Raw genomic sequence first — 25242 nt, forward strand, 5'->3', positions numbered from 1 at the left:
TTACGCCATGACCGATACCGAAGTAAAGGCACCCAAGATCGAATTCCCCAACGTTGACTACCCGGTTAAGGTGATCAGCGATACCGGTGTGGGCAACAAAGACAAGATCATCGAAATCGTCAAGAAGCACGCGACGATCAATCATGACCGTGTGGACGAACGCCAAAGCACCAATGGCAAGTACACGACGATTCAGTTACACATCGTCGCGACCGACCAGGACCAGCTGTACAACATCAACAGTGAACTGCGGGCCACCGGCTTCGTGCACATGGTGCTGTGATGTCCGAACCGCTGGGCTTTCGCGAGCTCGGCCAGCTGGCTTACGAGCCGGTCTGGCATGCCATGCAACGGTTTACCAACGAGCGCGGTAGCGACCGCGCCGACGAGATCTGGCTGGTCGAGCACCCACCGGTTTTTACCCAGGGGCAGGCCGGCAAGGCTGAGCATCTGCTGCTTCCCGGCGATATTCCGGTGGTGCAGGTCGATCGTGGCGGTCAAGTGACTTACCACGGCCCGGGTCAGTTGGTGGCGTATCTGCTGCTGGATGTGCGCAAGCTGGGTTTCGGCGTGCGCGACCTGGTCAGCCGGATGGAACAGTGCCTGATCGAGCTGCTGGCCAGCTACGGCGTCACCGCCGTGGCCAAGGCCGATGCACCGGGCGTCTACGTCAACGGTGCAAAAATTGCTTCTCTGGGTCTGCGGATCCGCCACGGTTGCTCCTTTCATGGCCTGGCCTTGAACGTGGATATGGACCTGGAGCCGTTTCGCCGGATTAACCCCTGTGGATACGCCGGGCTGGCCATGACCCAGCTGCGCGATCACACCGGGCCGATTGAATTTGCCGAGGTAAGTGCCCGGCTGCGTGCGCAGCTCGTCAAACACCTCGACTATGCTGAGCAGACGACCCTAACGGGCGGAATCGACTGATATGACTACTGCGCAAGACGCTGTGCAAACCATGATCCCGACGCTGGATGTTACCGAGCGCCCGGCCCCGCGAGCCAAAGTGGAAGCTGGCGTAAAGCTGCGCGGCGCCGAAAAGGTTGCGCGTATCCCGGTGAAGATCATTCCAACCACCGAATTGCCGAAAAAGCCTGACTGGATTCGCGTGCGCATCCCGGTTTCCCCGGAAGTCGACCGCATCAAGGCCCTGCTGCGCAAACACAAGTTGCACAGCGTCTGCGAAGAAGCTTCCTGCCCGAACCTCGGCGAATGCTTCTCCGGTGGCACCGCAACTTTCATGATCATGGGCGACATCTGCACCCGTCGCTGCCCGTTCTGCGACGTTGGCCACGGTCGTCCGAAGCCACTGGACGTCAACGAACCGGAAAGCCTGGCCATCGCCATCGCCGACCTGAAACTGAAGTACGTGGTGATCACCTCGGTAGACCGTGATGACCTGCGTGACGGCGGTGCCCAGCACTTCGCCGACTGCATCCGCGAAATCCGCAAGCTGTCGCCGAACGTGCAGCTCGAGACCCTCGTTCCGGACTACCGTGGCCGGATGGACGTGGCGCTGGCAATTACCGCCGCCGAGCCGCCTGATGTGTTCAACCACAACCTGGAAACCGTACCGCGCCTGTACAAGGCTGCACGTCCGGGTTCGGACTATCAGTGGTCGCTGACCCTGCTGCAGAAGTTCAAGCAGATGATGCCGCACATTCCGACCAAATCCGGCCTGATGCTGGGTTTGGGCGAGACCGATGAGGAAGTCATCGAAGTCATGAAGCGCATGCGCGAACACGATATCGACATGCTGACTCTGGGCCAGTACCTGCAACCGTCCCGTAGCCACTTGCCGGTGCAGCGTTTCGTGCACCCAGACACCTTCGCCTGGTTCGCCGAGGAAGGTTACAAGATGGGCTTCAAGAACGTCGCCTCCGGCCCGCTGGTACGTTCCTCGTATCACGCCGACGAGCAGGCGAAACTGGTCAAGGCCGAGTTGATGTCGTCCTGATCTGAAATGCCCGCAAGGCTCACGTCTTGCGGGCATTTTTTTAAAAGCTACTCGGTACCACGTCACACCCGGTTTTTTCCTGCGCCCTGCGGGACAGCTGAACCTCTTCTGTTTATCCCCGTTCCTGACTACTGTGTGCTGAAGCATTCACACAGGGAGAATCACGGATGACCACTCGCTCGACCCCCGTTATTTCCGAGCACGCCCCGGTTCCGGCATTACCTGCCGAGGGGCTGATCGGTGTCATTGCGCCGGCAGGCCCGGCGGCACTGGATACCGAAACGGCTTTTCAATGGATGCGTGCACGCGGGTATTCGCTGCGGATTTTTCCGGGTGTCCTGGAGAAAGACGGCTACCTCGCCGGCAGTGACGACGTTCGCCTGAAGGATCTGCATGAGGCGTTTGGCGATCCGGCCATTGATGCGATTCTCTGCCTGCGTGGCGGCTACGGCAGCCCGCGCCTGCTGGACCGGATCGACTTCGAGTTGCTGCGGCGCAATGCCAAGCCGTTTGTCGGCTATAGCGACATTACGGCGCTGCACCTGGCCATCAGCCGTTATGCGGGGTTCGTGACCTTTCACGGTCCGATGCTCAACGCCGATCTGCTGGGGAACAAGCTCCAGCCGACCGAGTCTTCGTTGCTCAGCCTGCTCAGAGGCCAGTTGAACGCTGGAAGTCTGTTGGCGCACCCGGTGGCGTACCCTTTGACTACGATCGAGCCAGGCATCGCTCATGGGCGTTTGCTGGGCGGTAATCTGTCGATGATTGCCGCGACCCTGGGCACGCCTTTCGAAATCGATGCCGACGGGATCATTCTGTTCATCGAAGACGTCAACGAGCCGATATATCGCATCGACCGGTTGCTGACCCATCTGCGCCTGGCCGGCAAGCTGAGCACGCTGCGCGGGGTGCTGGTGGGGGATGTGGCCGGCGTGGACAGCGATGCATTGGCGAAGTTGCTCAAGCAAACCTTCGAGCCATTGCGGATTCCGGTGCTTGCCGGTTGGCGCAGCGGCCATTGCGACCCGAACCTGACGCTGCCCATGGGCGCGTTGGTGAGGCTGGATGCGGGGAGCAAGGCGTTGTGGCTGGAGCAGGATGTGGTGATCAAGTAACAGTCTGACCCGTGGCGAGGGAGCTTGCTCCCGCTCGGCTGCGTAGCAGTCGTCTAACCGACGAACGCATGCGATTTGGAGGCGCTTCGCACCTCCGCGGGAGCAAGCTCCCTCGCCACAGATTGAGGCCAAGCCTCAGCGGTTACGCAAACCTTCCAGCAACTTGTGCGTCGGGTAACCATCTGCCGGCCAGCCAAACGACTGCTGGGCGCTGCGAATGGCCTTGCGGGTGTTGGCGCCGATGATGCCGTCGGCGTTCCCCGCATCGTAGTTACTGGCGCTCAGCAAATTCTGCAGTTCGATGCGCTCTGAACGACTCAGGGGCAGGTCATCCTTCGGCCATTCGCCGTTGATCAGGCCCGCTCCATTAAAGCGTTCAGACAACAGGTTCACCGCCAATGCGTAGGACGACGAATTGTTGTACTTGAGGACTGCGCGGAAGTTATCGAGGATCAGGAACGCCGGGCCACGATAACCGGCGGGCAGCAGCAGGGCGGCTGACAGGTGTTCGGAACCGGGTGGAACGACGCCGCCGTTGGGCAGTTTGATGCCCATTTGCATCCACTCGGAGACGCTTTTGCGAATCGCACCGTCAGCCAGCGAATAGTCGAAACCACTCGCCAGTTGCACTTCGAAGCCCCAAGGCTGACCTTTCTGCCAGCCGGAGCTTTGCAGGTAATGGGCAGTGGAGGCCAGTGCATCGGTCGGGCTGCCCCAGATATCACGGTGACCGGTACCGTCAAAATCGACCGCGTGGGTGAGGTAGGTGGTCGGGATGAACTGGGTCTGGCCCATGGCGCCAGCCCAGGAACCGAGCATCTTCTCGGGCGTGATATCACCCTGTTGCAGAATTTGTAGAGCGGCCAGCAATTGGGCGTGAGCAAAGCCCGGACGCCGGCCTTCGTAGGCCAGGGTCGCCAGCGAGCGGATCACCGATTTGTCGCCCTGGAAACTGCCGAAGTTGCTTTCCATGCCCCAGACGGCCACGAGCGCCTGGCGATCAACACCATAACGCTGCTCGATGGTGCTCAAGGTCTCGGCGTACTGGCTGAGTAATGCCTGGCCTTTACGCACGCGCGCGGCGGAGAGCGCACCGTCGAGGTATTCCCACACCGGGCGGGTGAACTCCGGTTGGCTGCGGTCGGCACGGATCACGCTCATGTCCAGCGTGATGCCGGCAAAGGCGCGGTCGAACACATCCGGACGGATACCGGCGGCGAGGGCATCCTGGCGAAAACCGGCTTCCCATTCCTCGAAGGTCTGGGTCGGCTGGATGTCGAGATTGTCGCCAGTCGGCACTACCGGAGGAATGATGGCCGGAGTAGTCGCAACGGGGGCGGTTTGGAGCGGTTGCGCGTCGGCAGCGGTGGGTTTTTCCGCGCAGGCGACAAGCAATACAAGGCTGGAGGCAGCAATCAGTTGGCGCAGGTGCCAACGACGGGAAAGACAAAGGGGCATGCACAGGTCCAGATAATACGAATCAGGTGCAGACCTTATCATGCCGAGAGGGAGCGAGGTGATGTTGAAACTTCATGCCGCCAGAAAGTAAGAAGCCTCCCAGCTTTTAGACTGGAAGGCTTCGCGGCGGTAGCTGCCTTTGCCCTTGCCGGGTTGTTCCTGACGGCTGCGGAACAGGGGCTGGGCGACAATGGATTTGGCCTTGTTGGGCCGCTTGTGTTTGCTCATGGGCGGTGCTCTCGTTGAGTGGTTTTCGCGGGGCAAATCATCGGCCGAAGTTGGGATTCTGTCTAGTCCCTGCGATGCGTAGGACCATTCAGCTCTGTTTGGAGTGAACTCGGTTAGTGTGGCGAGGGGGCTTGCCCCCGTTCGGCAGCGAAGCAGCCGTGATTGCTGGGCACGCGGTGTGTGTCTGTGGATATGCGGTTTGCAGATTTCAGGGCCGCGTCGCCCGAACGCGGACCGACCCAGCGGGGGCAAGCCCCCTCACCACAGGGTATGTTCGCGGCAGGGTTTACTCGGCAGGCAATGCCAGGCGCTGGCCGGCCATCAACAACGCCAAGCGGCTCAGGCTCATCCACGGCGAACCGGCGGCCTGGCCTTTTATTTGTGCGTCGATCCGCTGGGCATCGAGCAGCAGTTGCGCCCAGCGTTGCGCCGAATGGCGTTGCAGGGCTTTACTCATCAGGGGTTTGCGCTTGTCCCAGACGGGCGGTCGGGCCTGGCTGAAGGCTTTGTCCAGCGGCACACCCTGGCTGTATTGCAGCGACAGGTTGGCCAATAGCCGAAGCTCTCGGGCCAGCGCCCAAAGAATCACCGGTGGTTCGACGCCTTCGCCGCGCAAACCTTCAAGCATGCGTAGCGCATGCGCCGCTTCGCCATTAAGAATGGCATCGGTCAACCCGAAAACATCGAAGCGCGCGCTGTCGGCAACTGCCGCTTGCACCGTTTCGAGCGTGATCTGGCCACCTTCGGCCATCAGCTTGAGCTTTTCGATTTCCTGGGCGGCCGCCAGCAGGTTGCCTTCGACCCTTGCTGCGATCAGCTCGACAGCGTCCTGGCTGGCAGCAAGCCCAGCCTGGGACAAACGCTGACGAATCCATTGCGGCAACTGGTTGGCATCCACCGGCCAGATCTGCACGAACTGGGTCTGCGGGCCTTCGACCAGCGCCTTGCCCCACTTGGTTTTTTGCGCGCTGGCGTCGAGTTTTGGCAGGCTGATCAGCAGCAAGGTATCTTCGGCCGGACGCGAGCAATACTCCATCAGCGCTGCTGCACCTTTGTCGCCCGGTTTGCCGGACGGCAAGCGCAACTCCAGCAGGCGCTTTTCGGCGAACAACGACATGCTGGCGCCGGCTTGCAGCAGCGTACCCCAGTCGAAACTGGCGTCTGCGCTGAATACCTGGCGTTCGTCAAAACCTTGCTGGCGGGCAGCAGAGCGGATGGCGTCGGCAGCTTCCTGACACAACAGTGGGTCATCGCCACTGATGATGTAAACGGGCGCAAGGGCGCCTTGCAGGTGTTTGCCGAGCTGGGCGGGGGCTAGTTTCATAAGACAGGGCGAACGGGGCGCCAGAGCGCCCCGTACGACTTACTCGGTCGGTACTTGCATAGGTGACTGACGCGGAGTGTTCGCTTCAGCTTTACGGGCTGCTTCCAGCGCGTCGGCTTCCGCTTTGGCACGGTCATCGGCAGTCTGTTGCAACTGATCAAGCTGAGCCGGGGTAAGCTGTTGCAGGCGCAGCATCATGCGTTGCACCATGTCGCGACGCATTTCCTTGCGCACCTCGGCGGCTTCCTGGTCGGAGCCAGTGATGTTGTTGCCGTCGTGGATGAAGACCTTCTGCACTTGCAGTTTGTCGTCGAGCAGGGACAGCTTGTTGTGGCCCACGATTTGATAGTTCAGCACGTTGGTCAGCTCATACTCGGCCGAATGGCCGCCGCCGGAGTAGCTGAGGCTGCGCTGGCTTTCCTGTTCGTCGGTGAATACCAACTTGTAAGGTGCGCCGGCATAGACTTTGACGCCACTGCTTTCAAGCACCTGGCGCATCAGCGTCACGGTTTCGCCATATGAGTTGCGTGCGCTCAGGTCGAGTTCCCTGATCGCCAGTTCGGCGGTGCCGGTACCGCGCAGTTGGAAGCCGCAGGCGCTCAGCAAAACAGCGAGCCCCATCACCAGCAGATTGCGTTTGATCATCTTGTTGCTCCCCTTGAAACCATGTGGGCCGAGCGTGCGACCCGAAAGGTTCTGTTCGGCGCCAGGTATGGACCTTGCGCCTGATCCAATTAGCTAGCGACGATATTGACCAGTTTTCCGGGCACTACGATCACTTTACGAATAGTCAGGCCGTCGACAAAGCGCAGCACGTTTTCATTGGTCCGTGCGGCGGCTTCGACTTCTTCGCGGCTGGCACTGGCCGGCATTTCGATCTGGCCGCGCAGCTTGCCGTTGACCTGAATCACCAGTTGCAGGCTGTCTTGAACCAGCGCGCTGTCGTCCAGAACCGGCCAACCGGCATCGATCACCGGATCGGCGTGACCCAGTCGATGCCACAGCTCATGGCTGATGTGCGGGGTGATCGGGGCCAGGAGCAGGGTCACGGTTTCCAGGCCTTCGTGAATCAGCGCGCGGTCCTGTTCGGTGCCTTGCGCGGCTTTTTCCAGCACGTTCATCAGCGTCATCACTTGGGCGATGGCGGTGTTGAATTTGTGGTTCTGGCCCACGTCGTGGCTGGCCTGCTTGATAGCCTGGTGGATTGAACGGCGAATGGCTTTCTGCTCGTCGTTCAAGGTGGCGACGTCCAGTTTGCCCGGCAGGCCCTGGGTGACGTGCGCTTGAGCGAGACGCCAGACGCGCTTGAGGAAGCGGTGCGAACCTTCTACGCCGGAGTCGGACCATTCCGCGCTCATGTCCGGTGGCGAGGCGAACATCATGAACAGGCGGCAAGTGTCTGCGCCGAACTGATCGATCATCGACTGTGGATCGACGCCGTTGTTCTTCGACTTGGCCATCTTCTCGGTCCCGCCGATTTCCACCGGCAGGCCGTCTGCGATCAACTTGGCGCTAATGACCTTGGCCTTGCTGTCGCGCTCGAGTACCACGTCCGCCGGGTTGAACCAGGTGTAAGCACCGTTGGCTTCGCGACGATAATAAGTCTCGGCGATCACCATGCCCTGGGTCAGCAGGTTCTTGAACGGCTCGTTGGAGCTCACCAGGCCTTCGTCGCGCATCAGCTTGTGGAAGAAGCGCGCATAGAGCAGGTGCAGGATCGCGTGTTCGATACCGCCGATGTATTGATCCACTGGCAACCAATGGTCGGCCGCGGATTTTTCCACCAGGCCGCCTTCATAGTGCGGAGAGGCGTAACGGGCGTAGTACCACGAGGACTCGACGAAGGTGTCCATGGTGTCGGTTTCACGCTTGGCAGGTGCGCCGCATTTCGGGCACGTGCATTCGTAAAACTCGGGCATGCGCGCCAATGGCGAACCAGCGCCATCGGGTACGACGTCTTCCGGCAGCACGACAGGCAGTTGGTCTTCCGGCACCGGCACGTCACCGCAGGTATTGCAGTGGATGATCGGAATCGGGCAGCCCCAGTAACGCTGGCGACTGATGCCCCAGTCGCGCAGACGGAACTGAGTGCGCGAGGCACCGAGGCTTTTCTTGATCAGGGCTACTTCGATGGCGTCGAACGCGCCCGCGAAATCCAGGCCATCGAACTCGCCGGAGTTGATCAGCGTGCCGTGTTCGCCGTAGGCGTCTTGCCATGGTGTCGGGTTGCTATCACCGGAACTGGTGCGCACGACTGATTTAACCGGCAGGTTGTACTTGTGGGCGAATTCGAAATCGCGCTCGTCGTGGGCCGGAACCGCCATTACCGCGCCGTCGCCGTAGTGCATCAGCACATAGTTGGCGACCCATACCGGCAATTTTTCGCCGGTCAGCGGGTGCTCGACGAACAGGCCGGTCGGCAGGCCTTTTTTCTCCTGGGTGGCAACGTCGGCTTCGGCCACGCTGCCGCCTTTGCATTGCGCGATGAACGCTTGCAGCTCAGGGTTGTTCTTCGCCGCCAGGGTCGCCAGGTGATGTTCGGCAGCCACGGCAACGTAGGTCGCGCCCATCAGGGTGTCCGGACGGGTGGTGAAGACTTTCAGTGCGCCCGTTTCGCCGATCGAGTCGACGTTGTACGGGAACTGCACTTCCATGCCGCGGGATTTGCCAATCCAGTTGCGCTGCATGGTTTTGACTTGCTCAGGCCAGCCCGGCAGGTCGTCGAGACTCTCCAGCAGTTCATCCGCGTAAGCGGTGATTTTGAAGTAGTACATCGGGATTTCGCGTTTTTCGATCAGCGCGCCGGAGCGCCAGCCGCGACCGTCGATCACCTGTTCGTTGGCCAGAACGGTCTGGTCGACCGGGTCCCAGTTCACGGTGCCGTTTTTACGGTAGATCACGCCTTTTTCGAACAGGCGAGTGAACAGCCATTGTTCCCAACGGTAGTAATCCGGCTTGCAGGTGGTGACTTCGCGCGACCAGTCCACCGCCAGGCCCAGGCTGCGCAGCTGGGATTTCATGTAGGCGATGTTTTCGTAGGTCCACTTGGCGGGCGCTACGTTGTTCTTCATTGCGGCGTTTTCCGCCGGCATGCCAAAAGCGTCCCAACCCATGGGTTGCAGGACGTTTTTGCCTTGCATGCGCTGATAGCGGGAGATCACGTCGCCAATGGTGTAGTTGCGCACGTGCCCCATGTGTAGCTTGCCGCTGGGGTAAGGGAACATCGACAGGCAGTAGAAAGTCTCCTTGCCTGGCTGTTCACTGACTTCAAAGGACTTTTGCTCGTCCCAGAACGACTGGGCGGCGGCTTCGATTTCACGGGGCTGGTATTGTTCGTGCATGGCTACTTTTGAACTGAATAGGGGTGGCCTAATCCTCTTCAATGCAACGCTGGACGCTGATGACGCCAAAAGTGGCGTTTTCGATGCCCAGTCGAGCTGGAAGTGGAGTTACAGGAAGCGCCGTAGCATACATGACCGCACTCTACCGAGGGAAACCTTGATTACACGCGTAGGGCCGTTGGTCGCGGCACCTGAACGGTTTTCTCAGCGAAGCTAAGCTCTAGATGGGGAGTGAGTCTTATCTTCAATGAGGTGAGGGATGGTTGAGTCACAACGAAAAGTAACTAAACCGGAGCTGTACGAAAAGCTGATAGAGCGCCTGGGGCTGGCCCTGGATGCCGCAAGGACAGCTGGCCGGTTACGCGATGAGCGTCCGGTGGAGCTGGAACTTCGCGGGTTGAGCCGCGCAGAGTTCGAACTGATCATGGCTTATCTGGATCGTAGTGAACATGAGGCGCAAGGATGCTTGTCATCAGAAGCAGTGAAGCCTAAGGACGTTCCCCGTTCGGCGAAAATTATCTGGTTGCAAGACAAGCTCTCTCGCAGAGACGCGGTAAAGGTCCGGTCCCTGCTGGTCAAGTAAGCGATCAGGCAAATGTTCGTTGCCCCAAGCGGGCGCATGAAGTCGCCCGAGATGGCTTTTTGAAGGAAAGGCCTTCCATCTTAGTTGTCGCTTTGTTTCAACCCACTTAGGCTTCGGGCATCTCAGGAGATGCCCGATGCCTTTTCGTTATTTCGTTAAACAACTGCTTCTGCCACCCGGTATTTTTTTGCTGTTGCTTGCGCTTGCCTGGTGGTTGCGCCGCTCAAGACCACGCCTTGCAGGGCTGTGTTTTGCCTTGGGCGCCGGTGGGTTCTGGTTGATGAGCTTGCCGGTCGTTGTGCAGTGGAGCGCGAAGGCCCTTGAGCGTGAAGCACCGCTGGCCCGCAGCGAATGGGCGACTCTGGCCGAGCGCGCGGATGTGATCGTGGTGCTGGGGGCGGGGCGCGAACGCGGTGACCTGGCCTGGGGTTCCGATCAGCCAACGGGTGTGGCGCTGGAGCGTGAGCGTTATGCGGCGCGGCTGGCCAAGGCGTCGGGTTTGCCGGTGTTGACCAGCGGTGGTTTGCATTACGGCACGCCACCGACTGAAGCGAAGTTGATGGCCGATTCGTTACAGGATGATTTTGGGGTCACGGTTCGTTGGCAGGAAGGGCGCAGCCGCACCACCTGGGAAAACGCTCAATTCACTGCCGAACTGCTGGAGCCTGTGGGGTTGAAGCGGGTCGTGGTGGTGACGCAAGCCTGGCATATGCCGCGCAGCGTCTGGAGTTTCGAGCAGGCGGGATTTACCGTGGTGCCGGCTCCGGTGGGCTTTTTAGGCACCGATAATGGCGAGCCGTTGGGTGGCTGGATGCCGACGTTCAAGTCGATCTGGCGATCGGGGCAGCTGTTGAATGAGGCCGTGGGGCAGATCGGCTATTCGATTTTTTATCGCTGATATTGATCGTTCCCACCTCTGTGGCAAGGGAGCAAGCTCCCTCGCCACAAGCGCTTAAACCGTCTTGGCGATCCGGCTGGCCAGCAATGCCCAGCCAAACAGCAGTACACAAAGGATAAGCAGCGGCCACGAGCGCCATTGCAGGTAAGGCGTCAGGTTGTGCATCGGCACCACGTCACCGTAGAGAATGCCGCGTTCGAATTGCGGGATTTGCACGGTGATTTTGCCGAAGGGATCAATCAATCCGGTGACGCCGTTGTTGGTCGCGCGAATCATCCAGCGCCCGGCTTCCAGCGCTCGCATTTGCGCCATCTGCAAGTGTTGCAGCGGGCCGATGGAGGTGCCGAACCAGGTGTCGTTGCTGATGGTCAGCAGCAAATCGCTGCGCGCCGAAAGGCTGGCGGCAAATTCCGGGTAGACCACTTCGTAACAGATGAACGGTGCAATCTGATAACCCTTGGCTTGCAACAACGGCTGATCAGCCGGGCCGCGGGCGAAATCCGACATCGGCAGATCGAAGAACGCAATCAGGCCGCGCAGTAACTCTTGCAGCGGCACGTATTCGCCAAACGGCACCAGTTTCTGCTTGAGGTAAGTGCCATCGCCTTGGCCAACCACCGTGATGCCATTGTAGAAGCGTTTCTCGTGATGCACTTCCTGGCGGATCGGCACGCCGGTAATCAGTGCCGAGTTACGTTCGGCGGCGAAGCTGCCCATCATGTTCAGGTAGCCCTCGGCAGACTCCTTGAGCACCGGGACCGCGGTTTCCGGCCAGATCAGCAGGTCGACACGTTTGGAGGTGAAGCTCATGTCGCGGTACAGCGCCAGTTGCGCGTTGAGCTGCGCCGGGTCCCACTTCATGCTTTGTTCGATGTTGCCCTGAATCGCCGCGACGCTCAGCGGATTGCCCGAAGGGCTGGTCCAGGCGTGGCCTTTGAGCGACAGGCCGATGACCCAAGGCGCAGCCAGCAACAGCAGGCCGGCGACGATAAAGCCTTTGTGTCCGGCCTTGATCAGGCGTGGCAGGTTGTACGCAAGCGCGGCGGTCAGGGCCAGGCTGAAGGAAATCAGCCACATACCACCCAATGGCGCCAATCCGGCGAGCGGACCGTCGAGTTGGCTGTAACCGGAATAAAGCCATGGAAAACCGGTGAGGAACCAGCCGCGAAACGCTTCCTGGCCCACCCACAACGCCGCGAATGCCAAGGCGTCGGCCAATGGCGCTTCGTTACGGCGCAACCAGCGCGCCCAGATCCAGGCGGGCAGGGCGAAGAACCAGGCAATCGCGGCGGTGAACGCCAGCATCAGCAATCCGGCGAGCAGCATCGAAGCGCCACCAAAGTTATGGATGCTGTAGTAGATCCAACTGGTGCCGGCGCCAAACAGGCCGAAACCGAAACACCAGCCGCGACCCAGCGCCTGACGAGGTGTCAGTTCACGCAAGCCCGCATAGAAAAATCCGACCGCCAGCAATGCCAGCGGCCAGATATCGAATGGCGCCAAGGCCAGAGTGGTGAGTGCACCGGCCGCCACGGCCAGCAGGTTACCGGGCCAGCCGGGGCGGGTGATCCAACGCATGTCAGTCCTTAGCGGGCTATAGGGGTCAAGCGCAGCAAGTGAATGCGACGGCTGTCGGCGTTCAGGATGCGGAAGCGATAGGCGCCGATTTCAGTGATTTCGTTGCGTTTTGGCAAGTGCCCGAACGCGCTCATCACCAGGCCGCCAACGGTATCGAATTCGTCGTCGGAGAATTCGCTGTCGAAGAACTCGTTGAAGTTCTCGATCGGTGTCAGGGCCTTGATCAGGAAATCGCCGCTTGGCAGTGGCTTGATGTAGCTGTCTTCTTCAACGTCGTGCTCGTCTTCGATGTCGCCGACGATTTGCTCGAGCACGTCTTCGATGGTCACCAGGCCCGCTACGCCGCCGTATTCGTCGATGACGATGGCCATGTGGTTATGGTTGGCGCGGAACTCGCGCAGCAACACGTTCAGACGCTTGGACTCGGGCACGAAAGTGGCCGGACGCAGCAAATCCTTGATGTTGAAGCTGTCGCCGTTCTCTTTGAGGATCAGCGGCAGCAGATCCTTGGCCAGCAACACGCCCATGACGTCGTCGTGGCTCTCGCCGATTACCGGGTAACGCGAGTGCGCGGACTCAACCACGGCCGGGAGGAATTCACGGGGTGTCTGGGTCGCCTTGATGCTGACCATCTGCGAGCGCGGGACCATGATGTCGCGTACTTGCAGGTCAGCGACCTGGATGGCGCCCTCGACGATGGCCAGCGCTTCGCTGTCCAGCAATTTGTTCTGATGGGCATCACGCAGAAGCTCCAGCAGCTCCTGACGGTTTTTCGGCTCGTGGGCAAAAGCCTGGGTGAGCTTACCCAGCCAGGACTTTTGCCCGTTGCTCGATCGATCTTCGCTCATAGCGATTACTCTGAATCCTTTGTTGTAACGATAGGGGATGTTTCGGTTTCGTCGTCCGCATAGGGGTCAGGATGACCCAATTCTGCAAGCAACGTTCGTTCCAGTGCTTCCATTTCTTCGGCTTCGTCATCATCTATATGGTCGTAACCAAGCAGATGCAAGCAGCCGTGAATGACCAGATGCGCCCAGTGGGCCTTCAACTCCTTGCCTTGCTCGGCAGCCTCGCGCTCGACCACGGCCACGCAGATCACCAGATCGCCCAGCAACGGGATGTCCAGCAATTCGTCGGGCACATCGGCAGGGAACGACAACACATTGGTTGCGTAATCCTTTTGACGCCAGGTGTAGTTCAGCTCGCGGCCTTCTTCCTCGTCGACCAGGCGAATGGTCAATTCCGAGTCGGCGGTGCGCTGACGCAGGGCCAGTTCGCACCATTGGCGGAACTCGGCTTCGCTTGGAGCGGGCGCTTCGGTCGCCAGTTGCAGATCAAGCTCAAGCATCGTGGCGATTGCCCTTTTCAGCGGAAAGCGTTGCAGGTTCGTCAATCAGGCGATTTTCGAAACGCTCATAGGCTTCGACAATGCGCTGCACCAGCGGGTGGCGCACGACGTCTTTGGGTTTGAAGTGGGTAAAGCTGATGCCCGGTACTTCCTTGAGCACGTCGATCACATGAATCAGCCCGGACTTGGTGCCTTTCGGCAGGTCGATCTGGGTGATGTCACCGGTGATGACCGCGGTCGAGCCAAAACCGATCCGCGTCAGGAACATCTTCATCTGTTCGACGGTGGTGTTCTGGCTTTCGTCGAGGATGATGAAGCTGTTGTTCAGCGTGCGGCCTCGCATGTACGCCAGCGGCGCAACTTCGATCACCTGGCGTTCGATCAGCTTGGCGACGTGTTCAAAGCCGAGCATTTCGTACAGCGCGTCATACAGCGGGCGCAAGTACGGGTCGATTTTTTGTGCCAGGTCGCCGGGCAGGAAGCCGAGTTTCTCGCCGGCCTCGACCGCTGGACGTACCAGCAGGATGCGGCGGATCTGCTCGCGCTCCAGCGCATCGACTGCGCAGGCAACGGCCAGATAGGTCTTGCCGGTACCGGCGGGGCCGATGCCGAAGTTGATATCGTTGCCCAGGATTTCCTTCACGTAGCGCAGCTGATTCAAGCCGCGAGGGCGAATCATGCCTTTTTTGGTGCGCAGGGCGACTGAGGGTTCGGCGGGCGAATGGTTGTCCATTTCTTCCACGGCCGATTCCTGCAGGAACAGGTGAACCATGTCTGGCGACAGCTCGCTACTCTTGGTTTCACGGTAGAGGCGGCGCAGCAGGTTTTCCGCGGAGATGGTGTGCTTGGGCTCGCCGATCAATTCGAACTGATTGCCGCGATTGCGGATCACGATCGCCAGGCGCTGTTCGATCAAGCGCAAATGCTCGTCGAATTGCCCGCACAGATTGGCGAAGCGATGAGCCTCAAAGGGCTCGAGGATGAAGCGATGTGGTTCTATGGGTGCGTTCAAGGTTGTTTTTAGCCGCCCTGGGGCAATGGAGATAAATCAAGGATAACGCCAGAGGCCTGGGTACGAAAGCTCTTAAACAGACCAACATCAAACACCCATTCCATTCCTGTGGCGAGGGAGCTTGCTCCCGCTGGAGTGCGAAGCGCTCCCACCCCGGTCACTACGGTTTTTCAGAAGGTACCGAAGCGACTGGTTTGCGGCTGCTTCGCAACCGAGCGGGAGCAAGCTCCCTCGCCACAGGAGCCCGCACTAGCCGGAACTAGCCTTGTTGAATCAACGAGCCACGTAGCGAGTGCGGCTGTGCGGCGTCGATGTGCACGTCGGCGAACTGGCCGATCAAGGTCGGATTGTCGCAGCGGAAGTTTACGATTCGATTATTTTCGGTCCGGCCTTGCAGTTCGCCCGGGTCTTTTTTCGAGTAATCGGTCACCAGGATCCGCTGGGTTGAACCGACCATTTGTCGGCTGATCTCGAAACCTTGCTGGTTGAGGCGATGTTGCAGGGCGTTCAGGCGCTCTTTTTTCAGCTCTTCCGGGGTTTCGTCGGCCAGGTCGGCAGCCGGGGTGCCCGGGCGCTGGCTGTAGACGAACGAGTAGGAGAAGTCGAAACCGACGTCTTCAATCAGCTTCATGGTCTGTTCGAAGTCTTTTTCGGTCTCGCCGGGGAAGCCGACGATAAAGTCCGAACTGATGCAAATGCCCGGTACGGCGGCGCGCAGCTTGCGCAGTTTCGACTTGTACTCGAGTGCGGTGTGGTTGCGCTTCATCGCTGCAAGAATCCGGTCCGAACCCGACTGCACCGGCAAATGCAGGTGTTTGACCAGTTCCGGTACATCGGCGTGGGCCTGGATCAGGCTGTCGGAGAACTCCAGCGGGTGTGACGTGGTGTAGCGAATACGGTCGATGCCATCGACAGCCGCCACCACGCGGATCAGCTCGGCCAGATCGGCCAGGCGCCCATCATGGGTCAGGCCACGGTAGCCGTTGACGTTCTGCCCCAGCAGGGTGACTTCACGCACGCCGTTCTCGGCCAGGTGAATGATCTCGGCGATCACGTCGTCGAACGGCCGGCTGACTTCTTCACCGCGGGTATAGGGCACTACGCAGAAAGTGCAGTACTTGCTGCAACCTTCCATCACCGACACATAGGCGCTTGGGCCATCGATGCGCGGTTCTGGCAGGTGGTCGAATTTTTCGATTTCCGGGAACGAGACGTCGACTTGCGGCAGTTTGGTCAGGCGCGCGGCGTCGATCATTTCCGGCAGACGGTGCAAAGTCTGCGGGCCGAAGACCACGTCGACATAGGGTGCGCGGTCGCGGATTGCCGCGCCTTCCTGGCTGGCCACGCAACCGCCGACGGCGATGACCATTTCCGGGTTGGCGAGCTTCAGTTCGCGCCAGCGGCCAAGCTGGGAGTACACCCGGTCCTGGGCGCGCTCGCGAATCGAGCAGGTGTTGAGCAGGATGACGTCTGCGTCTTCGGCGCGCGCCGTCACTTCCAGGGCCTGATGTTCGCCCAGCAGATCGACCATGCGCGAGCTGTCGTACTCGTTCATCTGGCAACCGTGGGTTTCGATGTAAAGCTTCTTGGCCATGGACGGGTTCATCACGTGATTCAAAGAACCGCGCATTATAGGGAACAAGTCCCCAGGTTCCTACCGTCGTGCGTCCAGCGGCTATGCTATAGTTCGCGCCCTCATTTTTATCCCTCGATGTGTTGTTCGCCCACCATGACCAAACGTGAAGCTCCAATCTACAAGGTGATTTTCCTCAACCAGGGCCAGGTGTTCGAAATGTACGCCAAGCAGATCTATCAAAGTGATCTGTGGGGCTTTCTGGAAGTGGAAGAGTTCGTCTTTGGCGAGCGCACGCAAGTGGTCGTCGATCCGAGCGAAGAGAAGCTCAAGGCTCAGTTCGAGGGCGTGGTGCGCAGTTTTGTGCCGATGCATTCGATTGTGCGCATCGACGAAGTCGAGCGTATGGGCACCCCGAAAATCAGCGAAGCCCGTGGCGCGGTCGGCAATGTCATGCCGTTTCCGATGCCGATGCCTGAGAAGTAAGCGGCTGCCCCCTGTGGCGAGGGAGCTTGCTCCCGCTGGGGCGCGAAGCGGCCCTGAATTATATCTGTCACACCGCGTTAGCTGACTTTACGACCGCTGCGCAGTCGAGCGGGAGCAAGCTCCCTCGCCACAGTAGCCCGCGCTGGATTCAGGGTAATGGCGAGAAAGGCGTACGCCCGTCGGCGCTTTGCAGTTCCATCAGGTATTTACGGAAAATTTGCCCCAGCACCTGGGTCGCAACTTCCAGTTCACTGCGTTGCATGTGCTCGGCGACTTCGTCGGCGGTGTCCAGCGCATCTTCCGCGCCGTTGACCGCGGCCATTTTCAGCACGATATATGCCTGAACGTTATTGGCCGGCACGCCTTCGCCATGGAAGAACATGATGCCGAGTTTGAATTGCGCCTGAGCGTGGCCTTGCAGCGAAGCTTTTTCGAAGTAGCTCAGGGCTTGATTGAGGTCGCGCGGCACGCGTTTGCCGTCGTAGTAGAACTCGCCCAACTCGTATTGCGCTTCCGCATCCCCGGCGTCCGACGCTTTCTGGCAGGCGGCGAGCGCCTCCTTCAGGTCTTCAGGCTGGGTATTGAGGGTGCAACGACCCATCGCTGGGATCAACAACGAGTTGCCGCCTGCTTGTGCATGCGCGAGCAGGGGCTGAAGGAGCAACAGGCAGCCCAGTGCAAGGGCGCGGCCGGTGCGGTTCATGGGAATCGACTTACCTCTGAAGGGCGCGCGGACCCGTCGAGGGATCCAATAAGCGCGCATTATGAAATAAGCAGGACCCACCTTACAAAGTCTTTACTCGTTTTTCTGCCGCGCGGGGAATATATCTGCCGCTTTTGGGGGAATTATCAGTATCGCGTAAGAAATAAGCTAGGCAGGTAGGATAAAGCTGACGCCGACAATCGTCGACGTCAGCGTCTATTGCATTACTTCAATGCAGCGAATGCACGTTCAGCAGCGTCCAGCGTCAGCTTCAGCTCGGCGTCGCCGTGAGCGATCGAGGTGAAACCGGCTTCGAAGGCGCTCGGTGCCAGGTACACGCCACCTTCAAGCATCAGGTGGAAGAAGCGCTTGAACAGGTTGGCATCGCTGGCCATCACGTCATCGAAGGTCACGATGTCGTCGGCGCCGCTGAAGTACAGGCCAAACATGCCACCGGCCTGGGTGGTCACGAACGGGATGCCAGCGGCGTCGGCGCGCTGTTGCAGGCCATCGAGCAGGCGACTGGTGTACTCGCTGAGTTCGGCGTGGAAGCCCGGGCGGCTGATCAGGCGCAGGGTGGTCAGGCCGGCGGCCATGGCCAACGGGTTACCCGACAGCGTGCCCGCCTGGTAAACCGGACCCAGTGGCGCGATGTGCGACATGATTTCGCGTTTGCCGCCGAAGCAGCCGACCGGCATGCCGCCACCGATAATCTTGCCGAAGGTGCTCAGGTCCGGGGTTACGCCGTAATACGCCTGGGCCCCACCCAGTGCCACGCGGAAACCGGTCATCACTTCGTCGAAGATCAGCACCACGCCGTGTTTGTCACACAGGGTGCGCAGGCCTTCGAGGAAACCTGGCGCTGGCGGCACGCAGTTCATGTTGCCCGCCACTGGCTCGACGATGATGCACGCCACTTCCTGGCCAACTTCGGCGAGCATTTTTTCAACGGCGTCGATGTCGTTGAATGGCAGCGTCAGGGTGTGCTTGGCGAAGGCCGCAGGAACCCCGGCAGAGCTTGGCACGCCTTGGGTCAGCAGGCCGGAGCCGGCTTTCACCAACAGGCTGTCGGAGTGACCGTGGTAGCAACCTTCGAACTTGATGATGCTGTCGCGGCCGGTGAAACCACGGGCCAGGCGAATGGCGCTCATGGTCGCCTCGGTGCCGGAGCTGACCATGCGCACCATTTCCATCGACGGCACGATCGAGCAGACCAGGTCGGCCATCTCGGTTTCCATCGCGGTCGGGGCGCCGTAGGACAGACCGTGTTCAAGTTGCTTGCGCACTGCGTCGAGCACGTCCGGGTGGCTGTGGCCGAGAATCATCGGGCCCCAGGAGCCGACGTAATCGACATAACGCTTGTTGTCTTCGTCCGTCACGTAGGCGCCTTCGGCGTGCTTGAAGAACAGCGGCGTGCCGCCGACGCTCTTGAAGGCACGCACAGGCGAGTTCACGCCGCCGGGAATGTGTTTCTGGGCATTGGCAAACAGGGTTTCGGAACGAGACATGATTGGGCTCTCAAAAATCGGTAATTGAATACTTAAGCTTTGAACAAGTCGTTGAAGGCGCGGGCACGGCGCGTCACTTCTTGAGTGTCTTCGGCACCAAACAGCCCGTGAACCACGGCCAGCAGATCAACCCCGTGGGCCACCAGCGGGGCGGCGTTGTCGAGGGTGATGCCGCCGATCGCGCAGATCGGCAGGTGCAGTTTGCTGCGGGCCTGATCGAGCAGTTCGAGACTGCAGGTCGGCGCGCCGGGCTTGGTGTTGGAGTTGAAGAAGCGGCCGAAGGCGACGTAACTGGCGCCTTCCTTTGCCGCTTGTTCGGCGAGCTCGAGTTGCGCATGACAGGTCGAACCGATGATCGCCTGGCGACCCAGCAGCGAGCGGGCCGGCGTCAACGGGCCATCGGTCTGCCCCAGGTGTACGCCGACACCCAGGCGCGCGGCCAGTTCGGCGTCGTCATTGATGATCAGCTGGGTCTTGTAGCGTCCGCACAGGTCATGCAGGGCCTCGGCCTCACGCAGTCGGCGGGCCTCGTCGCTGCTTTTGTCGCGGTACTGCAGCAGCGTGACGCCGCCGTCCAGCGCAGCCTCCACGTAAGGCAGGAACTTGCCGGCCAGCAGTTGGCTGTCGGTAATGGCGTACAGGCCACGTAATTTCATCGTGCAGGCCTCATGGCGTTACGAGCAAAAATCCAGCGGCAGACGGCGTGGCACGAACTGGCCTTTGCCCAGCTGTTCGGCGTCTCGCAGGGTGCGCCACGTGTAATTGAGTGCCGACTGTACCGCGCTGGCCAGGTGTTCGCCCTGGGCCAGGCGTCCGGCCAGGGCGCTGGCCAAGGTGCAGCCCGAACCATGATAGCTGCCGGGCAGGCGCTGGCAGGTGTAGGTGTGGCGGCTGCCGTCGCGGCTGTACAGGCGATTATGCACTTCGTGTTCGTCGCCATGACCGCCGGTGATCAGCAGGTGCTTGACGTAAGGCAGGAGTTTTTCTGCGCATTCATCGGCCGTGCCTTCGGGCAATTCGGCAAGGATGCGTGCTTCCGGGAGGTTAGGGGTGGCGATGATCGCCAGTGGCAGCAGGCGCTCGCGCATGGCGTAGCCGACCTCGTCCTTGCCCAGTCGTCCACCACCGCCGGCGCGCAGTACCGGGTCACAGACCACCGGCAAATGCGGATGCGCCTGAAGCAGTTCGACCACGGTGTCGACCATTTCCAGTGAGCCGAGCATGCCCAGCTTGACTGCCGCGACCGTCGAGTCGTTGAGCACGGCGTTGGCTTGCGCCAGCACCCACTCACGGTCGAGAACGCGGAAGTCACTGACGTTGACCGTGTCTTGCACAGTCAGCGCAGTCACTGCCGGGGCAGCATGACAACCCTGAGCGAGCAGGGCTTCGATATCTGCCTGCAAGCCGGCGCCACCACTTGGGTCGTGGCCGGAGAGACAGAGGACAACGGGGCGAGAGCTGTAGATATTCATGGTGCGCGAGCTTACCACCAAACATCTTTTTCGGGTGCTGTGCCAACCTGTTCTGCCGATACATTGTGGCGAGGGAGCTTGCTCCCGCTGGGCGGCGAAGCCGCCCCAAAACGATCTTTCAGTTAGACCGCGTCGGCTGACTTTACGACGGCTACGCCCGAACGCGGACCGGCCGACGGGAGCAAGCTCCCTCGCCACAGGTGCGCATCAACCGTGTTGGCATTGTCACAATCTGACCGACTCAACATTTCCGGTTTTGCCATTCGCTCTGAAAGGCCTGTTCTAGAGCCTTTAGACTAAATTTTCCAATGGTGTTCAATGGCCATCAGCGGCTATGCTAGAGTGGATCCAAACCAATAACAGGTAATGCCGGTTTTACGTCTACTCAAAGGGAATGGGGGGCTTCCTGACACAACCGGACTGGCCACGCTGGGGCTTTATGCGCTATTTGCTGATGTTGCTGTTGAGCTTGCCGATGTTGGCGGCTGCAGCCGATTTTGATGAGCTCACCCAAAGCCTCCCCTTGGGACGAGTCATGCAGGTGTACGAAGATGTCGCCGGCACTGCATCCATCGCCGATGTACGCGCGCAAGCGGCGGCCGGCAACTTCAAGACCCACGACAAAGACACGCTGAACGCCGGTTACTCGCATTCGGCGTTCTGGTTGAAAGTCGATCTGCACTACCGCCCGAAAGACCCCGACGCTCAACGCAGATGGCTGCTGGAGCTGGCTTATCCGCCGATGGACCATATCGACCTCTATGTGCCGGACAGCACCGGTGAATATCGATTGGTCAGTCGTACCGGCGATACCTTGCCGTTCGCCAGTCGCCAGGTTCGACAAAACAACTACCTGTTCAAACTGGACTTCGTCCCCGATCAGCGCGAAACGCTGTATTTGCGCCTGCAAAGCGAGGGTTCGATCCAGGCGCCACTGACCCTTTGGTCGAGCACCGCCTATCTGGAAGACCAGCCTTTGCGCCTGTATGTGCTCGGTCTGATTTACGGCGTGCTACTCGGGATGCTGGTCTACAACCTGTTCATCTACCTGAGCGTGCGTGACACCAGTTACCTTTATTACATCTTTTATATCGGCTCATTCGGCCTCTACCAACTGTCGGTCAACGGCGCGGCAGTCGAATATTTCTGGCCGAACAACCCGTGGTGGGCCAACGCCTCGACACCGTTTTTCATTGGCAGCGCCGCCCTGTTCGGCAGCCAGTTCGCCCGCAGCTTCCTGCAAACGGCCAGTTGCAGTCGCTGGCTCGATCGCTTGCTGTTGGTGTTGATTGCGTGCAGCGCAGTGGTGGTTGGGTTGTCGTTGATGACCAGCTACGCCCTGGCCTTGCGCCTGGCGACGGCGTTGGCGTTGATCTTCACTGTAGTGATTTTCTTCGCCGGGATTTTCGCCTGGTGGCGCGGCTTGCGGGTGGCGCGCTACTTCATCATTGCCTGGTCGGCGTTCCTGCTTGGCGGTGTCGTCAATACATTGATGGTGCTCGGCTATCTGCCCAACATGTTCCTGACCATGTATGCCAGTCAGATCGGCTCGGCGATTGAAGTTGCGCTGCTGTCGCTGGCCCTGGCTGACCGGATCAACGCCATGCGCGAGCAGCAGGCACAGACGCTGTTTGACGCCGGGCAGAAGCTCGAAGTGTTGAACCAGCAACTGGCCCGCAGTAACCAGCTCAAGGATGAATTTCTCGCGACGCTGACCCATGAACTGCGTACGCCGATGAACGGCGTGATCGGTTCGCTGGAGTTGATGCAAACCGTCGACCTCGACCCGGAGCTTGAGCAGTATCAACAAACGGCTGCCGGTTCGGCACGGGACATGATGCGCATGGTCAACGGCATTCTGACCCTGACTGAATTGCAGGCCGGCCGACTCAAGGTGTACCCCGAAGCATTCAGCTTGCGCGCGATGGTCGAGACCTTGCAGCAGCAGTTCGCCGCCAATGCCGCGAGCAAGGCCTTGGACTTCAAGGTCGATCTGACCCCTGGGCTACCCGACCGTCTGCACGGTGACAGCGCCAAGCTGGCGCAAAGTCTGGAGTGCTTGCTGGATAACGCGATCAAGTTCACCCGGGTGGGGGGACTGGCCTTGCGGGTCAGCGGCAAGTTTGCCGAAGAGGGGCGTCTGGCGCTGTCTTTCGCCGTGATCGACACCGGCATCGGTTTCACCGATCTGGGTGAAGCCACGCTGTATCAGCGGTTCTTCCAGCTCGACGGCTCGATGACTCGCGAATACGGTGGGTTGGGTGTCGGTCTGGCAATTTGTCGGCAATTGGTCGAGCTGCTTGGCGGACGTTTGACTCATCGTTCCGAGCCCGGACGCGGTAGCCGCTTCCAGCTTGATGTCGAGTTTGACGTGGTGAATGTTGTGCAACCGGTTGTCGCTCAATCGCGTCAGGCTCACGGCAGCGTCCGCTTACGCGCACCGCAGGACTGCGCGGTGTTGCTGGTCGACGACAACAGCATCAATCAATTGGTTGTGCGTGGCATGTTGCTCAAGCTCGGCTATCGGGTTCGCAGCGCCGACAGCGGTGAGGCGGCGCTGGAGTTTTTGCGTCGCGAATCGTTCGACGCGGTGCTGATCGACTGTCCGTTGCCGCTGCTCGACGGACTGTCGATCGACAGCCGGATCCGCGCGCTGTCCGGTTATGCCGAGTTGCCGGTGCTGGCGGCGGTGGTCTCGGCACAGGGCCTGGATCTTGAGCAGGGATTGACCGATTACCTTGGCAAACCGGTGAAATTCGAGGAGTTGCAGGCGACGCTCTATCGTCGGGTGCTTTGTCCTAAACAAGGTGAAAGCGCCGATATTTAGGCGGATATGCCACTTTGTTCGGTGGGGAGGCGGTGCTTAACTGAAGGTCTCAACTGACCCAAGGAGGCCCCGCCATGAACCTGCATCAGTTCGCCGAAACCCACGAAGTTACCAACCAGCCGCCATCGCTGGACGGGACCAACCTCTACCGCATCGACCTGCCGTTGCAAGAGTGGGCGCGGCGTTTCGGGGCGGGTTGGGCTGACGCGCGCATCGATGCGTATGGCGCTTTGGCCGGCGGTCCGTTGATGGAAGCGGGGTTCCTGGCCAACCAGAACAAGCCGGTCTTCTCCAGCCATGATCGCTATGGCCACCGCATTGATCTGGTGGAGTTTCACCCGGCCTACCATGAACTCATGCGCACGGCGGTCGAGCACGGCTTGACCTCCTTGCCCTGGACCGATCCGCAGTCGGGTGCCCACGTTGCCCGTGCGGCCATGAGCTACCTGCACAGCCAGGCCGAAGCCGGCAGTGGCTGCCCGCTGACCATGACCTTCGCCAGTGTCCCGGCATTGCGCCTGCAACCGGACATCGCCAAACAGTGGCTGCCGAAAATTCTCGCCACCGAGTATGACCCGCGCAATGTCGGCATGGCCCACAAGGCCGGCGTCACCATCGGCATGGCAATGACCGAGAAACAGGGCGGCACCGACGTTCGGGCCAACACCACCAAGGCTTACCCGGTTGGCGCTGCGGGGCCCGGCCAGGCGTATGAGCTGGTGGGACACAAATGGTTCTGCTCGGCGCCGATGTGCGACGCCTTCCTGACCCTGGCGCAAACCGATAAGGGCCTGACCTGTTTCCTGCTGCCACGCCATCGCCCGGATGATACGCGCAACCAGTTCTACATCCAGCGGCTGAAAAACAAACTCGGCAATTGCTCCAATGCCTCCAGCGAAGTCGAGTTTCGCGGGGCGCTGGCGTGGATGATTGGTGAAGAGGGCCGCGGCGTGCCGACCATCATCGAGATGGTGGCCATGACCCGCTTCGATTGCATGGTCGGCTCCAGCGCCCTGATGCGCCAGGCATTGACCCAGGCCAGCCATCACTGCGCGCACCGGATAGTTGGCGGTAAATTGCTCAGTGAACAACCGTTGATGCAAAACGTGCTCGCCGACCTGGCGCTGGAAAGCGAAGCCGCGCTGGCGTTGAGCCTGCGCATGGGCCGGGCGCTGGATCACCTTGATGACACTCAGGAGGCCAAATTCGCCCGACTGGTAACGGCAGTGGGCAAATACTGGATCTGCAAACGTGCGCCGGCCATGATCAACGAAGCCGCCGAATGCATGGGCGGTGCGGGTTATGTCGAAGACAGCATTCTGCCGCGCCTGTACCGTGAGGCGCCGGTGAACTCGACGTGGGAAGGTTCTGGCAACGTTCAGTGCCTTGACGTGTTGCGAGCGCTGTCGAAAGAGCCGGGCGTGCTCGATGCGCTGTTCAGCGAACTTGGTGACGGTCATGGCGACAAGCGTCTGGCCGCACACATCAGCCAGTTGCAGGCGGCGTTCAAGGACACCGATGACATTCAATACCGCGCCCGACAACTGACCGAAGACATCGCCCTGGGCCTGCAAGCCAAGCTGTTGCTCGAAGCAGGCAACACCGCCGTCAGCGATGCCTTCATCGCCAGCCGATTGGGAACGGCCGGCCGGGTTTACGGCACCTTGCCGCGTGGTCTGGATGTGGAAGCGATTGTGGCGCGTTCGACCCCTCAAGGTTTTTAAGCTTTTGTAGGAGCACGGCTTGCCGGCGATGGCGTCCTTGAGGGCGCCATCGCGAGCAAGCTTTGCTCCTACGGATATTCCGGTGTTTCCGTGAGGCGACGATA

Annotated in this window: 23 protein-coding genes; 9 read left to right on the forward strand and 14 right to left on the reverse strand. The window is 60.2% G+C overall.

The annotated features are described in order from the left end of the window. Positions 1–7 precede the first annotated feature (7 nt). The 4 genes from AC1RJ3_RS18075 to AC1RJ3_RS18090 all read left to right on the forward strand — a co-directional run bounded on the left by AC1RJ3_RS18075 (position 8) and on the right by AC1RJ3_RS18090 (position 3075). Positions 8–283, forward strand: a complete 276-nt coding sequence (locus tag AC1RJ3_RS18075) for a DUF493 domain-containing protein (protein WP_003215438.1) — start codon at positions 8–10, stop codon at positions 281–283. Next, positions 283–930 carry a lipoyl(octanoyl) transferase LipB gene (gene lipB / locus AC1RJ3_RS18080; protein WP_054594204.1) on the forward strand — a complete coding sequence of 216 codons (648 nt, stop codon included), beginning with the start codon at positions 283–285 and terminating at the stop codon, positions 928–930. The genes AC1RJ3_RS18075 and lipB overlap by 1 nt, the downstream gene beginning before the upstream one ends. A 31-nt stretch (positions 931–961) precedes the next feature. Continuing rightward, entirely contained in the window at positions 962–1960 is a 999-nt protein-coding gene (gene lipA / locus AC1RJ3_RS18085; protein ID WP_162491279.1) for a lipoyl synthase, read from the forward strand. Positions 1961–2127: 167 nt separating this feature from the next. Continuing rightward, positions 2128–3075 carry a S66 peptidase family protein gene (locus AC1RJ3_RS18090; RefSeq protein ID WP_493079677.1) on the forward strand — a complete coding sequence of 316 codons (948 nt, stop codon included), beginning with the start codon at positions 2128–2130 and terminating at the stop codon, positions 3073–3075. Between the two features lie 135 nt (positions 3076–3210). Here AC1RJ3_RS18090 and AC1RJ3_RS18095 read toward each other — a convergent pair whose 3' ends face one another. The 5 genes from AC1RJ3_RS18095 to leuS all read right to left on the reverse strand — a co-directional run bounded on the left by AC1RJ3_RS18095 (position 3211) and on the right by leuS (position 9426). Then, positions 3211–4533: a lytic murein transglycosylase gene (locus AC1RJ3_RS18095; protein ID WP_347928106.1), complete on the reverse strand. Its 1323-nt coding sequence runs from the start codon at positions 4531–4533 to the stop codon at positions 3211–3213. 72 nt (positions 4534–4605) lie between these two features. Beyond that, positions 4606–4761 carry an alternative ribosome rescue factor ArfA gene (gene arfA / locus AC1RJ3_RS18100; protein ID WP_019693801.1) on the reverse strand — a complete coding sequence of 52 codons (156 nt, stop codon included), beginning with the start codon at positions 4759–4761 and terminating at the stop codon, positions 4606–4608. 286 nt (positions 4762–5047) lie between these two features. Beyond that, positions 5048–6085 carry a DNA polymerase III subunit delta gene (gene holA / locus AC1RJ3_RS18105; RefSeq protein ID WP_054594200.1) on the reverse strand — a complete coding sequence of 346 codons (1038 nt, stop codon included), beginning with the start codon at positions 6083–6085 and terminating at the stop codon, positions 5048–5050. A 39-nt stretch (positions 6086–6124) separates the two neighbouring features. Further along, complete coding sequence (locus AC1RJ3_RS18110) at positions 6125–6730, reverse strand: LPS-assembly lipoprotein LptE (RefSeq protein ID WP_054594199.1); 606 nt, start codon at positions 6728–6730, stop codon at positions 6125–6127. Positions 6731–6819: 89 nt separating this feature from the next. Next, positions 6820–9426 carry a leucine--tRNA ligase gene (gene leuS, locus AC1RJ3_RS18115; RefSeq protein ID WP_493079680.1) on the reverse strand — a complete coding sequence of 869 codons (2607 nt, stop codon included), beginning with the start codon at positions 9424–9426 and terminating at the stop codon, positions 6820–6822. Between the two features lie 259 nt (positions 9427–9685). Between leuS and AC1RJ3_RS18120 the strand changes: the two genes are divergently transcribed. Both AC1RJ3_RS18120 and AC1RJ3_RS18125 read left to right on the forward strand, forming a co-directional pair. Continuing rightward, a complete protein-coding gene (locus AC1RJ3_RS18120) occupies positions 9686–10009 on the forward strand; it encodes a hypothetical protein (RefSeq protein ID WP_054594197.1) in 324 nt (107 codons plus the stop codon). Positions 10010–10145: 136 nt separating this feature from the next. Next, the gene (locus AC1RJ3_RS18125) at positions 10146–10907 is read left to right on the forward strand and encodes a YdcF family protein (protein WP_347928104.1); all 762 of its coding nucleotides are present in this window, start codon (positions 10146–10148) and stop codon (positions 10905–10907) included. Positions 10908–10961: 54 nt separating this feature from the next. On the opposite strand, the gene lnt is transcribed toward AC1RJ3_RS18125, so the two are convergent. The 5 genes from lnt to miaB form a co-directional block, all read right to left on the reverse strand. Continuing rightward, the gene (lnt, locus tag AC1RJ3_RS18130; RefSeq protein WP_347928103.1) at positions 10962–12485 is read right to left on the reverse strand and encodes an apolipoprotein N-acyltransferase; all 1524 of its coding nucleotides are present in this window, start codon (positions 12483–12485) and stop codon (positions 10962–10964) included. 8 nt (positions 12486–12493) lie between these two features. Beyond that, positions 12494–13333: a CorC family transporter gene (locus tag AC1RJ3_RS18135; RefSeq protein ID WP_019691823.1), complete on the reverse strand. Its 840-nt coding sequence runs from the start codon at positions 13331–13333 to the stop codon at positions 12494–12496. Positions 13334–13338: 5 nt separating this feature from the next. Then, positions 13339–13833: an rRNA maturation RNase YbeY gene (gene ybeY / locus AC1RJ3_RS18140; protein WP_019691824.1), complete on the reverse strand. Its 495-nt coding sequence runs from the start codon at positions 13831–13833 to the stop codon at positions 13339–13341. Beyond that, on the reverse strand, positions 13826–14845 hold the full coding sequence (locus AC1RJ3_RS18145) for a PhoH family protein (protein ID WP_054594194.1): 1020 nt from the start codon (positions 14843–14845) through the stop codon (positions 13826–13828). The genes ybeY and AC1RJ3_RS18145 overlap by 8 nt, the downstream gene beginning before the upstream one ends. Positions 14846–15104: 259 nt before the next feature. Beyond that, positions 15105–16439, reverse strand: coding sequence for a tRNA (N6-isopentenyl adenosine(37)-C2)-methylthiotransferase MiaB (gene miaB / locus AC1RJ3_RS18150; protein WP_054598186.1), 1335 nt, complete (start codon positions 16437–16439; stop codon positions 15105–15107). A gap of 135 nt (positions 16440–16574) precedes the next feature. Between miaB and AC1RJ3_RS18155 the strand changes: the two genes are divergently transcribed. Then, positions 16575–16904, forward strand: a complete 330-nt coding sequence (locus tag AC1RJ3_RS18155) for a DUF1820 family protein (RefSeq protein WP_008052403.1) — start codon at positions 16575–16577, stop codon at positions 16902–16904. A 148-nt stretch (positions 16905–17052) separates the two neighbouring features. Here AC1RJ3_RS18155 and AC1RJ3_RS18160 read toward each other — a convergent pair whose 3' ends face one another. The 4 genes from AC1RJ3_RS18160 to AC1RJ3_RS18175 all read right to left on the reverse strand — a co-directional run bounded on the left by AC1RJ3_RS18160 (position 17053) and on the right by AC1RJ3_RS18175 (position 20587). Further along, on the reverse strand, positions 17053–17607 hold the full coding sequence (locus AC1RJ3_RS18160; RefSeq protein WP_054594193.1) for a tetratricopeptide repeat protein: 555 nt from the start codon (positions 17605–17607) through the stop codon (positions 17053–17055). Positions 17608–17831: 224 nt separating this feature from the next. Beyond that, complete coding sequence (gene hemL, locus AC1RJ3_RS18165; protein WP_493079685.1) at positions 17832–19115, reverse strand: glutamate-1-semialdehyde 2,1-aminomutase; 1284 nt, start codon at positions 19113–19115, stop codon at positions 17832–17834. Between the two features lie 32 nt (positions 19116–19147). Then, entirely contained in the window at positions 19148–19771 is a 624-nt protein-coding gene (gene thiE / locus AC1RJ3_RS18170; RefSeq protein WP_054594191.1) for a thiamine phosphate synthase, read from the reverse strand. An 18-nt stretch (positions 19772–19789) separates the two neighbouring features. Then, positions 19790–20587 (reverse strand): hydroxymethylpyrimidine/phosphomethylpyrimidine kinase, encoded by a 798-nt coding sequence (locus tag AC1RJ3_RS18175; protein WP_019691830.1) that lies wholly within the window; start codon positions 20585–20587, stop codon positions 19790–19792. Positions 20588–21026: 439 nt separating this feature from the next. On the opposite strand from AC1RJ3_RS18175, the gene AC1RJ3_RS18180 reads away from it, so the two are divergent. Together AC1RJ3_RS18180 and AC1RJ3_RS18185 are read left to right on the forward strand one after the other, a co-directional pair. Next, complete coding sequence (locus AC1RJ3_RS18180; RefSeq protein WP_493079688.1) at positions 21027–23414, forward strand: 7TM diverse intracellular signaling domain-containing protein; 2388 nt, start codon at positions 21027–21029, stop codon at positions 23412–23414. Positions 23415–23488: 74 nt separating this feature from the next. Further along, positions 23489–25138: an acyl-CoA dehydrogenase family protein gene (locus AC1RJ3_RS18185; protein WP_493079690.1), complete on the forward strand. Its 1650-nt coding sequence runs from the start codon at positions 23489–23491 to the stop codon at positions 25136–25138. Positions 25139–25242 lie beyond the last annotated feature (104 nt).

This window comes from Pseudomonas sp. GW822-FHT04C11 (assembly GCF_058800905.1).